Source organism: Isoalcanivorax indicus (assembly GCF_003259185.1).
GTDB classification, from domain to species: domain Bacteria; phylum Pseudomonadota; class Gammaproteobacteria; order Pseudomonadales; family Alcanivoracaceae; genus Isoalcanivorax; species Isoalcanivorax indicus.
On sequence record NZ_QGMP01000001.1, the window covers coordinates 2,557,307 to 2,572,391 of the forward strand.

The 15,085-nt window shown below is 63.8% G+C and carries 15 protein-coding genes; 9 read left to right on the forward strand and 6 right to left on the reverse strand.

What is annotated here, in order from left to right; genetic code table 11:
- Window positions 1-71: 71 nt before the first annotated feature.
- The gene (gene mltF / locus DKW65_RS11535) at window positions 72-1,478 is read left to right on the forward strand and encodes a membrane-bound lytic murein transglycosylase MltF (protein WP_111657385.1); all 1,407 of its coding nucleotides are present in this window, start codon (window positions 72-74) and stop codon (window positions 1,476-1,478) included.
- Window positions 1,479-1,490: 12 nt separating this feature from the next.
- Here the strand turns inward: mltF and tadA are convergent, their stop codons facing one another.
- Entirely contained in the window at window positions 1,491-1,967 is a 477-nt protein-coding gene (gene tadA, locus DKW65_RS11540; RefSeq protein WP_111657386.1) for a tRNA adenosine(34) deaminase TadA, read from the reverse strand.
- A 114-nt stretch (window positions 1,968-2,081) separates the two neighbouring features.
- Between tadA and purT the strand changes: the two genes are divergently transcribed.
- The 3 genes from purT to DKW65_RS15910 all read left to right on the forward strand — a co-directional run bounded on the left by purT (window position 2,082) and on the right by DKW65_RS15910 (window position 5,310).
- Window positions 2,082-3,269, forward strand: a complete 1,188-nt coding sequence (purT, locus tag DKW65_RS11545; RefSeq protein WP_111657387.1) for a formate-dependent phosphoribosylglycinamide formyltransferase — start codon at window positions 2,082-2,084, stop codon at window positions 3,267-3,269.
- A complete protein-coding gene (locus tag DKW65_RS11550; RefSeq protein WP_211315769.1) occupies window positions 3,269-3,679 on the forward strand; it encodes a TM2 domain-containing protein in 411 nt (136 codons plus the stop codon). Before purT ends, DKW65_RS11550 begins: the two co-directional genes overlap by 1 nt.
- Window positions 3,680-3,741: 62 nt before the next feature.
- Window positions 3,742-5,310: a hypothetical protein gene (locus DKW65_RS15910; protein ID WP_162925825.1), complete on the forward strand. Its 1,569-nt coding sequence runs from the start codon at window positions 3,742-3,744 to the stop codon at window positions 5,308-5,310.
- Between the two features lie 8 nt (window positions 5,311-5,318).
- Here the strand turns inward: DKW65_RS15910 and DKW65_RS11565 are convergent, their stop codons facing one another.
- From DKW65_RS11565 to DKW65_RS11580, 4 genes are all read right to left on the reverse strand, one after another.
- Complete coding sequence (locus tag DKW65_RS11565; RefSeq protein WP_111657391.1) at window positions 5,319-6,359, reverse strand: MBL fold metallo-hydrolase; 1,041 nt, start codon at window positions 6,357-6,359, stop codon at window positions 5,319-5,321.
- A gap of 154 nt (window positions 6,360-6,513) precedes the next feature.
- Entirely contained in the window at window positions 6,514-6,837 is a 324-nt protein-coding gene (locus DKW65_RS11570; RefSeq protein ID WP_111657392.1) for a YdbL family probable chaperone protein, read from the reverse strand.
- Window positions 6,838-6,855: 18 nt separating this feature from the next.
- On the reverse strand, window positions 6,856-7,053 hold the full coding sequence (locus DKW65_RS11575; protein ID WP_111657393.1) for a YnbE family lipoprotein: 198 nt from the start codon (window positions 7,051-7,053) through the stop codon (window positions 6,856-6,858).
- Window positions 7,054-7,055: 2 nt separating this feature from the next.
- A complete protein-coding gene (locus DKW65_RS11580; protein WP_162925826.1) occupies window positions 7,056-9,656 on the reverse strand; it encodes an intermembrane phospholipid transport YdbH family protein in 2,601 nt (866 codons plus the stop codon).
- Window positions 9,657-9,945: 289 nt separating this feature from the next.
- Between DKW65_RS11580 and rnk the strand changes: the two genes are divergently transcribed.
- From rnk to DKW65_RS11605, 5 genes are all read left to right on the forward strand, one after another.
- Window positions 9,946-10,350: a nucleoside diphosphate kinase regulator gene (gene rnk / locus DKW65_RS11585; RefSeq protein ID WP_111657395.1), complete on the forward strand. Its 405-nt coding sequence runs from the start codon at window positions 9,946-9,948 to the stop codon at window positions 10,348-10,350.
- 86 nt (window positions 10,351-10,436) lie between these two features.
- Window positions 10,437-10,595: a periplasmic nitrate reductase, NapE protein gene (locus tag DKW65_RS11590; protein WP_245932483.1), complete on the forward strand. Its 159-nt coding sequence runs from the start codon at window positions 10,437-10,439 to the stop codon at window positions 10,593-10,595.
- Between the two features lie 4 nt (window positions 10,596-10,599).
- Window positions 10,600-13,161 (forward strand): nitrate reductase catalytic subunit NapA, encoded by a 2,562-nt coding sequence (gene napA / locus DKW65_RS11595; RefSeq protein ID WP_245932484.1) that lies wholly within the window; start codon window positions 10,600-10,602, stop codon window positions 13,159-13,161.
- Window positions 13,158-13,589, forward strand: a complete 432-nt coding sequence (locus DKW65_RS11600; protein WP_162925827.1) for a nitrate reductase cytochrome c-type subunit — start codon at window positions 13,158-13,160, stop codon at window positions 13,587-13,589. The genes napA and DKW65_RS11600 overlap by 4 nt, the downstream gene beginning before the upstream one ends.
- Before the next feature lie 42 nt (window positions 13,590-13,631).
- Window positions 13,632-14,237 carry a cytochrome c3 family protein gene (locus tag DKW65_RS11605; protein ID WP_111657397.1) on the forward strand — a complete coding sequence of 202 codons (606 nt, stop codon included), beginning with the start codon at window positions 13,632-13,634 and terminating at the stop codon, window positions 14,235-14,237.
- A gap of 14 nt (window positions 14,238-14,251) precedes the next feature.
- Here DKW65_RS11605 and DKW65_RS11610 read toward each other — a convergent pair whose 3' ends face one another.
- Window positions 14,252-15,049: a M90 family metallopeptidase gene (locus DKW65_RS11610; protein WP_111657398.1), complete on the reverse strand. Its 798-nt coding sequence runs from the start codon at window positions 15,047-15,049 to the stop codon at window positions 14,252-14,254.
- Between the last annotated feature and the right edge of the window lie 36 nt (window positions 15,050-15,085).

Consider the following 15,085-nt stretch of genomic DNA (forward strand, 5'->3'; position numbering starts at 1 on the left):
TCAGAGAGCAACGGTCGGAAGCGGCAGTACCGGCCTGTCACAGACATGATGACAGAGCAACGGACCAGGATATGAGCGCACTGATACGGCAACTGAAATACCTGCTGATCCCGGCAGTCTTGCTGGGCACCGTAGCCATCACCACCGCCATGCAGCCCACCCCCGGGCCGCTGGAACAGGTGCTGGCCCGCGGCGAACTGGTGGTGGCAACCCGTGCTGCCCCGACAACCTATTACATGGATCAGTACGGCGAGACAGGCCTCGACTACGAGCTGGTCGCGGGCTTTGCCCATGAACTCGGCGTCAGCCTGCGCGTTATCGAAGCCGATACACTGGATGAACTCTTCGCCCTGGTGCGCAGCGGCCGTGCTGACCTGGCCGCCGCAGGCCTGTCCATCACACCGAACCGCTCACGCCACTTCGATTTCTCAACGGCCTACCAGACCGTGGATGAAAAGGTCATCTACCGCATGGGCGGCGCACGCCCCCGCGACATCAGTGATCTGGCTGGCCTGCGCGGTGTGGTGCTGGCGGGCAGCAGCCATGCCGAGCGTCTGGACCTGATGGCCGCGGACATCGGTGATATGGAGGTCGTTGCGCTGGAGGGCGCCAGCGTCGAGCGCCTGCTGACGCTGGTCGATGAGGGCCACTTCGATTACACCCTGGTGGACTCCAACGCCTATGCCATCCACCGGGCGCTGTTCCCGGAACTGATTGCCGCCTTTGATGCTGGCCAGGCCCAGTTGGGCTGGGCCTTCCGCCGTGACAGCAATGGCCAGTTACGGCATGCCGCCCAGCGTTTTCTGACCCGGGCCAAGGCCAACGGCACCGTGGCGCGGCTGGAGCAGCGCTTCTACAGCCACGAAGAGCACTTCAACCTGTATGCGGCGCGCTCCTTCATCCAGCATCTGGATTCACGCCTGCCGCAGTACACCCAGGCCTTCATCGACGCCGGTGAAGCCACCGGCTTCGACTGGCGCCTGCTGGCAGCACTCGGTTACCAGGAATCCATGTGGGACGCCGAAGCCGTATCGCCCACCGGCGTGCGCGGGCTGATGATGCTCACCCAGCGCACCGCGCTGGAAATGGGCGTGGCTGATCGCACTGATCCGTACGAAAGCATTCACGCGGGCGCCGCCTACCTGCGCAAGATCTACGACCGTATCCCGGAACGCATCCCTGAGCCGGATCGCACCTGGTTCGCCCTGGCGGCTTACAACGCCGGCTTCGGTCACATGGAAGATGCCCGCGTGCTGACCCAGCGCAAGGGCGGCAATCCGGATTCCTGGGAAGACGTACAGCAGCATATGCCCAAGCTGCGCCAGGCGCGCTACTACCAGCACGCCCGCCACGGCTATGCCAGCGGCGGCGGCCAGGCGGTGATCTATGTGCGTGCCATTCGCGGCTACTACGACACCCTGGTCTGGGCCGGTTCTTCCGAGCGCCATACCCGCATGATGCTGGCGATGGTGGACTGAACCGCGACCGGTCTAGCGACGTTTGCCCGCAAAGAAGCCGCGCAACAGCGCGGCGCTGTCTTCTGCCAGCACCCCACCCGTTACCGCCACCCGATGATTGTAGAAGGTCTGCTCCGGCAGCCGCAGCTGGCTGACACAGGTGCCAGCCCGCGGCTCGGTGGCGCCATACACCAGCCGGGCAATACGCGCATGCATCAGCGCGCCGAAGCACATGGTGCAGGGCTCTATGGTCACGTACAGGGTAGCCCCGGTCAGTCGATAGTTGCCCAACCGCGTCGCGGCATCACGCATCGCCACCACCTCCGCATGCGCGGTGGGATCATGGCCGCTGATCGGCTGGTTCCAGCCCTGGCCGATGATCTCGCCATCGCGCACCACCAGCGCCCCCACCGGCACCTCGCCCACCTCGGCGCCACGCGCCGCCAGCACCAGTGCCTGGCGCATCCAGTGTTCATCGGTGTGCTGATCGCTGTGGTCGCTGACGGTCATGCTCGCTCCTCAAAGCCCGCCGCAAAGTGTAGGCAAGGCCACCACACATCACCAGCAGGGATGCGGTAAACTGCGCCGATCCCCAAACAGCGCAACAGCTCAGGAGCAACCGGCATGACCTCTGCAACACTTGGCACCCCGCTTTCGCCAACGGCCACCCGTGTGCTGCTGCTGGGCAGTGGCGAGCTGGGCAAGGAAGTGGTCATCGCGCTGCAACGGCTGGGCTGCGAAGTGATTGCCGTGGACCGTTATGCCAACGCCCCCGCCATGCAGGTTGCCCACCGCAGTCACGTCATCAGCATGCTCGACGGCGATGCCCTGCGCGCCGTGGTGGAACAGGAGCAGCCCCATCTGATCGTGCCGGAGATCGAGGCCATTGCCACGGAAACCCTGGTCGCGCTGGAGCAGGAAGGCTTCCGCGTGGTCCCCACAGCCCGCGCTGCACGGCTGACCATGAACCGTGAAGGGATTCGCCGCCTGGCCGCCGAGGAGCTGGGCCTGAGCACCTCTCCCTATCGTTTTGCCGAAACCGAAGCGGAGTACCGTGCCGCCGTGGCGGAGGTCGGCATGCCCTGCGTGGTCAAGCCCGTCATGTCATCCTCTGGCAAAGGCCAGAGCACAGTGAAAACCGAAGCCGACATCGCCGCTGCCTGGGACTATGCGCAGTCCGGCGGCCGCGCCGGCAAGGGCCGTGTCATTGTGGAAGGCTTTGTCGATTTCGATTACGAGATCACACTGCTGACGGTACGCCACATTGACGGCACTACTTTCTGCGCCCCCATTGGCCACCGCCAGGAAAAAGGCGACTACCGCGAATCCTGGCAGCCACAGCCCATGTCTGACACTGCGCTGGGCGAAGCAGAGAAGATCGCGGGCGCGATCACCGAAGCCCTGGGCGGGCACGGGCTGTTCGGCGTCGAGCTGTTCGTGAAAGGCGACACCGTGTATTTCAGCGAAGTGTCACCGCGCCCGCACGACACCGGCATGGTCACGCTGATCTCCCAGAACCTGTCCGAATTCGAACTGCACGCTCGCGCCATTCTCGGCCTGCCCATCCCGCTGATCCGTCAATACGGCCCGAGCGCTTCGGCCGTGTTGCTGGTGGAGGGGGATTCCGACCGCATGCAGTACGGCAACCTGGCTGCCGCCCTGGCGGAACCTGACACCGACTTGCGCCTGTTCGGCAAACCGGACGTGCACGGCGAGCGTCGCCTTGGGGTGGCGCTGGCGCGCGCTGACAATATTGACGACGCCATACAGAAAGCGCTGCGCAGCGCCCGCGCCATTGAGGTCACACTCTGATGAACAGCAACGACACCCACAGCAAGGTCATCGGCTATCTGCTCTGGCTGTTCGGCTTTCTTGGCGCGCACCGTTTCTATTATGGCAAGCCGATTACCGGCACCATCTGGTTCTTCACGCTAGGGCTTTTCTTTATCGGCTGGATTATCGACCTGTTTCTGATTCCGTCCATGGACCGACAGGCAGACCACCGATTCCAGAGCGGACAGATCCATTACAGCCTGACCTGGATACTGCTGACCTTTCTCGGCATTTTCGGCATCCATCGCATGTACATGGGCAAGTGGATCACCGGCATCCTCTACTTGCTGACGTTAGGCCTGCTGGGCCTGGGCTACCTGTATGACCTGTGGACGCTGAACAGTCAGATTTCCGAACGCAACCGGATTCTTGCCCGGCGCAGTTACTGAGAGACCGCCAACAAATCAGAAGAAGCCACGAAAATATAACAAACCACAGGGAAGGGAAGACAATGGGAAGCAGGGGCAATCATGTTCAGACATACCTGAAAAACGTCATTCTATCTTTGCTATGCCTGACAGCTTTTATCATCAGCGGCTGCGCCCGACAGCAAAGCCCCATTTATCAACATTCTTTTACCGAAACAGGCCAAGACTGCCCCACCTGGAGGCATGGCGAGATACGTCATACCCGTCGTTTGGAAGACCACATAATCCGGATCAATCCAGACGGCCTTATGCTTCACCCCCGAACCGGTGAAATCCTTGACCCACACGGCACAGGTGAGGCTTTCCTTCGTCATATCTTCTGCGAAGCAGAGCAGCTTTCAAGAAAACGGGGCAGTGACAAGATCAGGGTCCTGTTTTACGTCCATGGTGGTCTTAACAGTTTCCAAAGCACCGATCGGAAAATTGAGAATGGGCAAGCGCTCGATATCATGATCGATGATGAGCACTGGCATTACCCCGTCTATATTTCATGGAACTCGGGACCGATTTCGACCTGGGCTGAACACATCACTCGTTTACGCGAGGGGAACAAAACCAACCTGGGCATCGGCTATTCCACAGCTGGCGTTATTTTCGCATCTGATCTACTTACTTCTCTGGGTCACCTCCCCGCCACTGTCTACTATCAGGGCAGCAACGAGAAGGATCGGCTCGCCTCCGCATATAAAAGCAGCTGGCTTTCAGGCGCCTGGAAGAATGCGCAAACCCGTTTCGCGCACGACGACGGAAATCATCCGGCCGAGGCACTTTATTACGGCGAGCATTCTGGTCTGGTCGCCAACCTCAGCGGTTACAAGACAAACCGATGGCGCCGTGCAGGGCGAGGCCTGGTTCAGACGATCACCTTCCCTGTGCGCTACACCGTTGGCAGCCTTTGGCATAGCACATTTTCATCTTCTTCGTGGGATGTGATGAAGAGGCGCACACAAACCGGTTTTGCTCCTCCCTCTTACTTCGACGGTCGCTGGCCATCCGGGATGCCGGGCAGCGCCGTCTTCCCGTGGCTGTTTTCCGACCACACTCCTCGCAGTCGCGAGTATGAGATCACCCTGGTCGGTCATAGCATGGGCACAATGTTCCTCAATCGTGCCCTGACGGAATATCAGGACGAATGGCTACGGACCGGGGTGCTGAAAAATATCGTTTATATGGCAGCCGCTGCCGACATTGAGAGTTCACTGGCAGCCATCGCTCCCGTCATTCGTCTGTCATCCTCGTCTGATCACGATGGCCAGCCGGTAAACTTCTACAACCTCACACTGAATCGCGTGGCGGAGGTATCAGAAGTGCATGTAGCCGGCCTCATTCCAACAGGCTCCTTGCTGATATCCATAGACCAACACCACGAACGGCCCGAACACCCCCTGCGACGCACCATGGGTTCGGAGGTCAACGTGCTGTCATCCATCGCCATCATTGACAGAGCTTTCCGAGGTGCCCAGGGCAACATCGTATTCAAGTCTTTTGACCGCGAGGACGGCAGCAGCCCCCGGCAGCATGGTGATTTCGGACGTATTCCCTTCTGGCGGCCGACCATTTGGCAGCTGGACGCATCGGGATATCCGGAATAGCACCCAGGCTAGGGGGGCGTCTCTTGCAGGCGCCCCTCCTCAACACTGAAGCGATCGAGGGGACGCAGCATGTGGAAGGCGCGGTCGTGTTCGCGGCTGTGGCGCTTCAGGCCCTCCATCGCGCCGTGGAAGTTGTCCAGCAAGGGGCCCAGGGGGTGGGTGTCGTGGTCGAGCACGGTGAAGAAATCATCCCAGTGCATGGGAATGACCGTATGCGCGCCGGTGGTGAGCACCATTTCCTCGAAGTAGCGGCGCTGATAATCGTCTGACTGACGGCCCAGTGAACCGGTGGAGAGCAGGGCGATATCCGCTGACTGCCCTTGCAGTTCACCGCCGACAAATCCGGCACTGCCCTGAATCAGCAGGTTGCCCTGTGGATGACGCAACATCAGCGCGTAACTCTGGCCTTCTTTCCAGGCAGAAATCGATGCCGGGGGCACCAGCGGTTCATCAATGGTTTTGCCATGGCCGGTCAGGCGCGCCACCATAGGCAGCATGGGCACGTGCGCAGAAGGCACCAGTTCCAGTTCGAAATGTCCGAAGCGCAGCACCTCGCCGACGTCCGGCACATGAATGGATGACTCGGGCAAACGCCAGCCGCGACCGACGTTGGCGGTGCTTTCCGAGCCCACCAGCAACGCGCCCGTGCGGCGCGCCACTTCCGGTGCATCCATGGCGTGATCGTAATGCGAGTGGAGCACCACCACGGCATCGAGCTGCTGGACACCGGCCGTCTCCAGGCCCTCCCCGATACGCTCCAGATCCGGTTCGACAGGACCGCTCGCCACGCTCAGCAACGACTGCCGGGAAAAGAAACCATCGGTCATGATGGCGTTTTCGCCATCCGTCACCAGCACCGTGGCGGTACCCAGCCAGGTCACCTGCAAAGGCGCGGGCGGCGCCTCGAGAATACGAAAGGGCTCCCAGCGATCCAGAGAGGGCTGCCAGTGCAACAGCACCACAAAGACGGTCAGCGGCAGCACGAGAAGCGACACAGCCAGCCATAATCGCCAACGATGGCGAGCGGGGGTCATCCTGCGGATGGTCATGCGCGAGTCCTTGCGTGGCGAGTCCGGTCGACCCTGTGCCGACAGCTCCCTGAGCCGGAAAGTGTCGCCCCGCGACGCCCGTCAAACAACCCTCATTTCAAGCCAGTTTGCGGGAGGCGCCAGCGCCCGCCTTCAGGGCGGGGCGGCCGCTGATTCAGCGCTCCACCCATTGCCCTTCCGGTGTGCGTACCCAGGTGCCCGGTTCCGCGCGGCTGATGGCACGCTGCCCCGCCATATTGGCCACCTGCTCGATGGTGATGCCGTTCTCCCGGGCGATGCGCTCATAGGCCTGGCGCCGCCGGGTGTTGATGTCCTGGGCCAGCTCTACCGCTTCCGGTGTCGCCTTGACCACACCGAGGTAACCGTTGGGCTGCTCGCCCACCAGTCCCTGCGCCTTGGCGCTGTCCAGATCCAGAGCCAGCACCGCCGAGCTCAGTGCCAGCATGGCCACAACTATCATGCCTGCAATACGTTTCATGGTGCGCTCTCCCCGCTGTCAGAACAGGTCACTGTCATCGCTGAACAGTTCATCCAGATCCCGCTCCACCCGCAGGCGGATTTCGTGATCGATCTTGACGTTCAGATTGATGGTAATGGGCTCCTTCGGCGCCTCCAGCGCCAATCGGGGTGTACAGGCCGTGGTCAGTGCCAGCAGCACCGGCAGGGCCAGCAGCGTAAAACCTGATCGCGTCATCTTCAGTTGCTCCGTTGCTGCTGCATGAACTGGCGCTGGATGTCGTCGCCAATACGCAGGCTGCGCAGCAACGCCAGAATATTTTCCTGATGTGTGTAGTTGAAAATTACCGGCAGCCGCTGCTGCGGGTTATTGCCATGTATCGTGACTGCCGCATCCAGCCAGCCGTCAGCCGACATGCTCAGCCGCGCCTGGAAGGTACTGATCAGCATGGTGCCCAGTGCGTCGAGCGCTATCTGCACGGCACGGTTTGCACCTGCCATCGCCTGCACACCGGAGCCGGGCATGATCATCATCGACAGCATCTCTTCATTGGCCAGACGCCCCTCTTTCACGGCGACAAAATCACGGCCCAGCATGATCGGCAAATAGCCACCCACGCGCCCCGACAGCTGCACCGCGGGATCCGGTTGCAGCGCAGCCACTCGATCCAGATCAATACGGGTCAGCACAATCGGCTCGTAGATCTGCGATGGCCAGTGCAGTCGCGGCGCCAGGATGTCACCGCCGAAGGCTTCGGCACGGATATCCGTTAGACGCCAGTCGTCGAGATTGGTGCCGACCTGAGCCTGAATATTGCGCAGCGGCGCGCCCACGTCCAGCTCGGCCAGTTTCAGCGGTCCGACGCTCTCCAGCCACAGGTCGTCACCGTGCCAGCGCAGGCGCATCCGGCCGTCGCCGCCGCGCGCCCGGATGCCGCCGAAATCCGCCGTCAGCCTGGCCACCGTCATCTCGCCATCCACCCGCAGCAGATCGTGCCAGCGCCAGTCGGCCCAGGCCTCCACCTGGCCACGCTCCAGCGTGGCCGGCAAGCCGCGACTCATCGGCGCCGACAAGGGCGTCGACAGCCGTACCGTGCCCTGCGCACCCGCGTCATCCCGCCGCACCGACAGCGCCATGCTGCTCTGCCAGGCCGGTATGCGCAGGTCCGCCGAGGCAGACTGCCCGGCCAGGGTGATCGGCCCTTCCACCGGCGGCAGAATCCAGCGCGCTGCGGTCAGCCCCTCGCTACGCGCCTGCAGGCGCCCCTGCACTCCCTCGGCATCCAGTCGCAGGGGCGTGCTGGCCAGAAGGTGTAGTGGCCGGATCAGCACGGCCTCCACCAGGCCCTGGGCAACGCGCACCTCACTGCCCTGGTCGAGCACGAAGTCACCGGCAAACCGCCACGGCAGCCGGACATCCACCTCACCACCACTGTCGTAGAAGGGCAACCGCGACCGCAGTCTGGCTTCGCCGCGCCAGTCGCCGCTGGCCTGGGAGGCGGTTGCCGTGCCGGAAAACGGCGTCTGCTGCCAGGCGCCCTCGAAGGTCGCCCGGGTGGACCAGGCCGGCGCGCGCATGGCGGTCACGGGTACGCTGGCCCGCAACGACAGATCATCGCCCTGCACCGACAGCTGCAGCGGCTCACCCGACAGCCCTTGCATCGTGACACCGCCGCGCCAGTGTCCGCGCAGACGATAACCGGCCTGCTCGCCCTCCAGCGCAAGCGCTCCTTGCCAGGCCCACTCCGCCCCCTGCCACTGCAGCACACTGTCCCGGGCCGTTATCTGCACCCCCTCATGCTCCACCGTCAGCGGCAACCGGGCTTCACCCCGAGCCGCCAGCGGCACTGTCAGGGCTGACGTCCAACGCACCTGCGTCGTCGCGTAGCGCACCTCGGCGGGCGCCAGTGTCAGCTCACCTCCTGACCAGCGCAGGGGTATCTCACCCGCCAGCGACGGGCCACGCAGTTGCATACGGCCATGCCCGGCCAGCAGATCGTCCGGTTCAGCCTGCAGCGCCAGCGCCACTTCGCCCGGCGGCCCGGACGCGGTGGCCTGCCATGTCAGTTCGTCAACGCTGTCCAGATCGCCCGCCGCACGCAACGGCTGTTGTGCCGCCAGGGTCCAGTCGGCGCCCAGGGCCAGAGGGGCGTCCAGCATGGCCTCCAGGGTCCAGCGCGTCTGTGCCAGCGTGAGCCGGGCACTGGCGCTGGCACGCTGCGGTTGCGCGGCATGGCCCAGCGCATGGCCGGTTACGGCCAGATCGCCCGACCAGTGCTCCTCCCCCAGTTCACCCGCGCCCTCCAGATCGATACGCCCCAGCAGCGCCTCGTCCCAGTCCGGCAGATACAACTGACCCCTGAGCTGCCAGCCAGACGCGTGCTGATCGTGGACCAGCGCCATCTGACTGCGCCCCTGGCGGGCAGCCAGTTGCCACACCCCGTCCGCCTGGGTCATCTGCACTGCCAGGGGCGGCAGCGTCATGACATGCAGGGCATGGATATCCAGTGTCAGCGCGGGCAGGTCGGGGAGCGCCAGGCCGGGCGTGAGGGGCGCCGCATCGTCCGCCGGGCAAGGGGTCACCCGGACGTCTGCCACGCTGATCGTCACAGGACGCCAGCCGCGCAGGCGCAGCGACTCAGCCCGCAGCAGGGTGCAGGCATCCTGTTGCCAGCGCAGTTGTGCCACCTGGAGGCCCTCGGCGCGGCTCCAGCTGACCCCCTGCACCGCCAGGCCCGCAGGCCAGAGACGCCACACCACCAGCGCCGCCAGCACCATGAGGGCCAGCAACAGCAGCAGCGCACGCAAGGCGATCACAGGGAATCGACGAGAAGCTGACATGGCATCCTGCTCCGGAAAATCAGTGTCATCATACGGGTGTGCCACCACTCATGGCCAAACATCGGGCAAGCGCCTACACTTCTGGCCATGAACACTCTCCTTCTCGCTCACGGTCACCCCTTGGTCCGCGCCGCCCTGCGCGGCGCGCTGGTGTGCGCCTTGTGCGCGCCGCTCGCGCCCTTCCATTCCTGAGCCGGTCCCCGTCGTTGTTCTACCCGGGGCCCGGCGCCCCGCACAGCAACCCGATAACACGACGCATCACCTGACGCACAGATTATGGAGAACGACCATGCCTGCACCGGAACAACCCGGCTTGCCCGCCATCACCGTATCCACCCGGGACAGCGACCGGCTTTACGCCCTGCTGGATCGCCTGGATGAGCCCGCCGACGTTATCGAGGCGCTGTACGGCGAGCTGGAACGCGCCCGAACGCTCCTGCCGGAAGAAATGCCCGACGATGTTGTGACACTGGGGTCGCGGGCGCGGTTCGAAAATGAAACCACCGGCAAGGTACAGACCCTGACCCTGCTGCTACCCGCCGAGCTGGATGGCAGCCCGGGGCAAGTCTCGGTACTGGCCCCTGCGGGCGCCGCACTGCTCGGCCTGCGGGTCGGCGACAGGATTGACTGGCCCTCTGGCCATCGCACCCTGCGCCTGCACCTGGTCGAGGTGGCCCAACCGCCGCATTCTTGATCCAGATCAATAAACGGCAGACTGGGGCTTGCACTGTCGTGGGGCATCGTTAGCGTGAAAGATCTATTCACACGCAGGGAGGCCCCATGGCAGACGATATGCCCCGCGACAACGGGACGCCGCGTCGGCGACGTGAATTACTCACCTTCCTGTTCCTGTGTGTGGTGCTGTTTCCCGCGCTCAGTATCGCCCTGATCGGCAGCTACGGGCTGGCGGTCTGGATCAGCCACGCCATGGGGGGTTGATACGATGCCGGCCAACGACACCACACGGATTCCCTCCCGCACCACCACAACACCCGATCCGGGCATGGACCGGCGCGCCTTCCTGCGCCTGCAACTGGCCGCGCTGGCGGCGGCGGGCATCCCGCTGCCCGCGAGGGTCGAGGCTCAGGCGCTGCCGGAGGATCTCACCGGCATCACCTGGCACAAGGCCCCCTGCCGCTTCTGCGGCGTGGGCTGCGGCATGCAGATCGGCGTACGCGGCGGTCGCGTGGTGGCCGCCACCGGCGATCCGGAGGTGGACGTCAACCGGGGGCTGGCCTGCGTCAAAGGCTACTCGCTGCCGGGCATTCTCTACGGTGGCGACAGGCTGACCCGGCCACTGCTGCGCCTGCGCAATGGCGAGTATCACAAGCAGGGCACCCTGACCCCGGTGAGCTGGGACCGGGCGCTGGACATCATGACGGAAAAATTCCGCGAGGCCCTGCGCACAGGCGGCCCGGACAGCATTGCCATGTTCGGTTCCGGCCAATGGACCATCTGGGAAGGTTACGCCGCCAACAAGTTCATGAAAGCCGGCCTGCGCAGCAACAATCTGGATCCGAATGCACGCCATTGCATGGCCTCGGCGGTCATGGGCTTCATGCGCACCTTCGGCATGGATGAACCGCCCGGTTGCTATGACGACATCGAACACGCCGATGCTTTCGTGCTGTGGGGCGCCAACATGGCCGAAATGCACCCGATCCTGTGGACACGGGTGATCGCGCGTTGCCGCGAAGCGGGGGCGAAGCTGCTGGTGCTGTCCACCCTGCAGAACATGTCCTGTGATCTTGCCGATCGGGCCATGATCTTCAAACCACAGACCGACCTGATCATTCTCAACTACATTGCCCATTATCTGATCGAGGAAGACAAGGTCGATCACGACTTCCTGCGCCGTCACGCGCGTTTCAGGCGCGGCAATACGGACATCGGTTACGGCCTGCGCCCTGAAGATCCACGCCAGAAGTCAGCCCGCCATGCGGATGATCCGGGCGGCGGCGAGGACATTGATTTCGAAGCCTTCCGCGAATTTCTCAAGCCCTATACGCTGGCACGCACGGCGCGGGAATCGGGCCTGCGCGAGGTCGAACTGAAAGCCCTGGCCGAAGCCTATGCCGACCCGGACACCCGGGTCATGTCGTTCTGGACCATGGGCTTCAACCAGCACACCCGTGGTGTCTGGTGCAACAACATGATCTATAACCTGCACCTGCTCACCGGCAAGATTTCCACCCCGGGCAACAGCCCTTTTTCCCTGACCGGGCAACCGTCCGCGTGTGGCACCGCCCGCGAGGTCGGCACCTTTGCCCACCGGCTACCGGCAGACAAGTTGCTGGCCAATCCGGAGCACCGCGCCTTTGCCGAAAACATCTGGAAACTGCCTGCGGGCACCCTGCGTGCAGAGGCCGGGCTGGATGCCGTCGCCCAGAGCCGTGCGCTGAAGGACGGCAAACTGAAGGTCTACTGGACCCAGGTCACCAACAACATGCAGGCCGGGCCGAACGTCAGCCAGGAGATCCTGCCCGGCTGGCGCAACCCCGAGGCCTTCATCATCGTCTCGGACATCTATCCGACACTGTCGGCCCAGGCCGCCGATCTGGTGCTGCCGGCCGCCAGCTGGGTGGAAAAGGAAGGCGCCTTCGGCAACTCCGAGCGCCGCACCCAGTTCTGGCATCAACTGGTCTCTCCCCCCGGTGAGGCGCGCTCTGACCTGTGGCAGATCATCGCCCTGTCGCGGCGGCTGAAGGTGGCCGATGCCTGGCCCGAGGCACTGCTCGCCAAGGCGCCTGCACTGCGTGACAAGACCCTGTTTGACCTGCTTTTCGCCAATGGCCAGGTGGACGCCTTCCCGCCGGACGAGGACCACCCCAACGACGAGAGCAGCCAGCTCGGCTTCTACCTGCAGAAAGGCCTGTTCGAGGAATACGCCCGCTTTGGACGTGGGCTGGCCCATGACCTGGCGCCGTTCGAGGTGTATCACGCCACGCGCGGCGGCATGCGCTGGCCGGTGGTGGACGGCGAGGAAACGCGCTGGCGCTATCATCGCGACCATGATCCCTATGTGGCACAACACAGCGATGCCGAAGACGGTGACTTTGCCTTCTACGGGCACCGCGACAACCGGGCCATTATCTTTGCCCTGCCCTACGAACCGGCGCCGGAACTGCCCGATGACGACTACCCCTTCTGGCTCAACACCGGGCGCGTGCTGGAGCACTGGCACAGCGGCACCATGACCCAGCGCGTGCCGGCCCTGCATCGGGCCGTACCGCAGGCACTGTGCTACATGCATCCGGACGATGCCCACGAACTGGCGCTGCGCCGTGGCAGTGAAGTGGAAATTCGCTCGCGCCGCGGCCACATGCGCGCCCGGGTGGAAACCCAGGGCCGCAATCGCCCGCCCCGCGGCATGGTGTTCGTGCCCTTTTTTGACATCAACCGTCTGGTGAATGCCTGCACGCTGGACGCCACAGACCCGATTTCCCGGCAAACGGATTTCAAGAAATGTGCCGTGCGCATCGTGCCGGTCAGGGGGGCCGTATGATGATGACGCGCTTGCTGTGCGCCCTGCTGATCGCCCTGGCCAGCCTGATCGCCCAGGCGGAGGACCCCGCCAGGCATCTTGACCAGCCCGGCCCGACCCCGATGATGGGCCCCGAAGAAGATCGCGACCATTCACGCCTGCCCGGTGACAACCCGCTTGGCGCGCCGACCATTCCGCACCGCATCACCGGCCACCAGATGGATCGCCAGTTCAACCGCTGCCTGAGTTGCCATGGCCGCGATGCGCCGCCACAACTTGGTGCCAGCCCGATGCCCGATTCCCATTACCAGGACCGCGATGGCAAACAGCACAGCCAGGGGGCGGCCAACCGCATCCCCTGCACCGCCTGCCATGTCCCGCAGATGCGCGGCAGCGGCGCGCCACTGGGACACTTACCGGCACACACACCGGCTTACGGGGAGCCCTGACATGCACATGCTGAACCGACGTTCTGTCGACATGGAGGTATCATGCGCCGCTGGCTGAGCCGCTACTGGCATGTTTTCCGCAGCCCGAGCCTGCATTTTTCCCTGGGCTTTCTGGTGCTGGGCGGCTTCGTTGCCGGGATCATTTTCTGGGGCGGCTTCAACACGGCCATGGAATACACCAACACCGAATCCTTCTGCATCAGTTGCCACGAAATGCAGGACAACGTGTACGCGGAACTCAAGTACACGGTGCACTACCACAATCGTTCCGGCGTGCGCGCCACCTGCTCCGACTGCCATGTGCCGCACGAGTGGGGCAACAAGATGGGCCGCAAGATGGAAGCCTCGAAAGAAGTCTGGGGCAAGATTTTCGGCACCATCAATACGCCGGAGAAGTTCGCCGACAAGCGCCTGGAAATGGCGGAACGGGAGTGGCGGCGCCTGAAGGCCAACGACTCGCTGGAATGCCGCAACTGCCATGAATTCGAGTACATGGATTTCAGTCGCCAGACGCCGGTGGCCCAGCGCATGCACGAGAAAGCCTTCAGTGGCGAGATCGAGGCCACCTGCATTGATTGCCACAAGGGGATCGCCCACCGCTTGCCCGACATGAGCAATGTCCCTCTGTGGCCGGAGACAACGCCCTAGACCTGGACCTGGATCTAGACCTGGGCCTGGGCCTCGCCCCGCCCCCAGGCCTGCAACGGGTCCTGCCGATAGAACAGCGCCAGCTGCGCATAAACGTCCGGCCAGTGGCTGGCCAGGTGCCCGGGAGCATCAAAGAAACATTCCGACAGCACGGCAAAGAACTCGCCGGCATCCTCCAGCCCATAGGGGTCCAGCGGCAAGGGGGTACCGCTGGCCTCGGCACGCTCCAGTTCATTCCAGGCGGTCTGCATGACATCGTGCCAGCGCTTCGGGTCCATACCGCGATGCAGCGGCGGCGCGCCATTGGCACCGCCGGGGCCGCACATGTCGAGCTTGTGGGCCATTTCGTGAATCACCACGTTGTAGCCCGCGTTGTCCGGCTCGTCGCTGGCCAGCACGTCTTCCCATGACAGGATCACCGGCCCTTGCATCCAGGCTTCACCGGTCAGGGGTGCATCACTGACATGCACCACCCCCGTCTCATCCTGCCAGTCATGGCCGGGAATGAAGGCGCCCTCGTACAACACCACAGCATTCCAGTCGCGATACCAGTGCAAGCCCAGCTCCAGCACCGGCACCACCGCCAGGGCGGCCACATGCATGCGCATGCCCTCGGTGACGGCAAACCCCGCGCCCCCCAGCATGTGCTTGCGCACCATGAAGCGCTGCGCCATGGCCCCTATTCTTGCCCGCTGCGCCTCACCATAACGCTGCAGCCAGGCCATCTGCGGGACCTGCCTCTGCCATAGCGCCTCCAGCCCGCGTTGGCGGATACGGCGCTGATCGTGCCACTCGCGGATACGTCCGATCATGTTGCCTCGCCCGGCGCTGACGGCATCTTGCCCCAG

What these genes read in the sequence shown, in the direction of transcription:
- mltF (WP_111657385.1), top strand. Translation starts at nt 72, where the DNA reads ATGAGCGCACTGATACGGCAACTGAAATACCTGCTGATCCCGGCAGTC.
- tadA (WP_111657386.1), bottom strand. Translation starts at nt 1,967, where the DNA reads ATGACCGTCAGCGACCACAGCGATCAGCACACCGATGAACACTGGATG.
- purT (WP_111657387.1), top strand. Translation starts at nt 2,082, where the DNA reads ATGACCTCTGCAACACTTGGCACCCCGCTTTCGCCAACGGCCACCCGT.
- DKW65_RS11550 (WP_211315769.1), top strand. Translation starts at nt 3,269, where the DNA reads ATGAACAGCAACGACACCCACAGCAAGGTCATCGGCTATCTGCTCTGG.
- DKW65_RS15910 (WP_162925825.1), top strand. Translation starts at nt 3,742, where the DNA reads ATGGGAAGCAGGGGCAATCATGTTCAGACATACCTGAAAAACGTCATT.
- DKW65_RS11565 (WP_111657391.1), bottom strand. Translation starts at nt 6,359, where the DNA reads ATGACCATCCGCAGGATGACCCCCGCTCGCCATCGTTGGCGATTATGG.
- DKW65_RS11570 (WP_111657392.1), bottom strand. Translation starts at nt 6,837, where the DNA reads ATGAAACGTATTGCAGGCATGATAGTTGTGGCCATGCTGGCACTGAGC.
- DKW65_RS11575 (WP_111657393.1), bottom strand. Translation starts at nt 7,053, where the DNA reads ATGACGCGATCAGGTTTTACGCTGCTGGCCCTGCCGGTGCTGCTGGCA.
- DKW65_RS11580 (WP_162925826.1), bottom strand. Translation starts at nt 9,656, where the DNA reads ATGTCAGCTTCTCGTCGATTCCCTGTGATCGCCTTGCGTGCGCTGCTG.
- rnk (WP_111657395.1), top strand. Translation starts at nt 9,946, where the DNA reads ATGCCTGCACCGGAACAACCCGGCTTGCCCGCCATCACCGTATCCACC.
- DKW65_RS11590 (WP_245932483.1), top strand. Translation starts at nt 10,437, where the DNA reads ATGGCAGACGATATGCCCCGCGACAACGGGACGCCGCGTCGGCGACGT.
- napA (WP_245932484.1), top strand. Translation starts at nt 10,600, where the DNA reads ATGCCGGCCAACGACACCACACGGATTCCCTCCCGCACCACCACAACA.
- DKW65_RS11600 (WP_162925827.1), top strand. Translation starts at nt 13,158, where the DNA reads ATGATGATGACGCGCTTGCTGTGCGCCCTGCTGATCGCCCTGGCCAGC.
- DKW65_RS11605 (WP_111657397.1), top strand. Translation starts at nt 13,632, where the DNA reads ATGCGCCGCTGGCTGAGCCGCTACTGGCATGTTTTCCGCAGCCCGAGC.
- DKW65_RS11610 (WP_111657398.1), bottom strand. Translation starts at nt 15,049, where the DNA reads ATGATCGGACGTATCCGCGAGTGGCACGATCAGCGCCGTATCCGCCAA.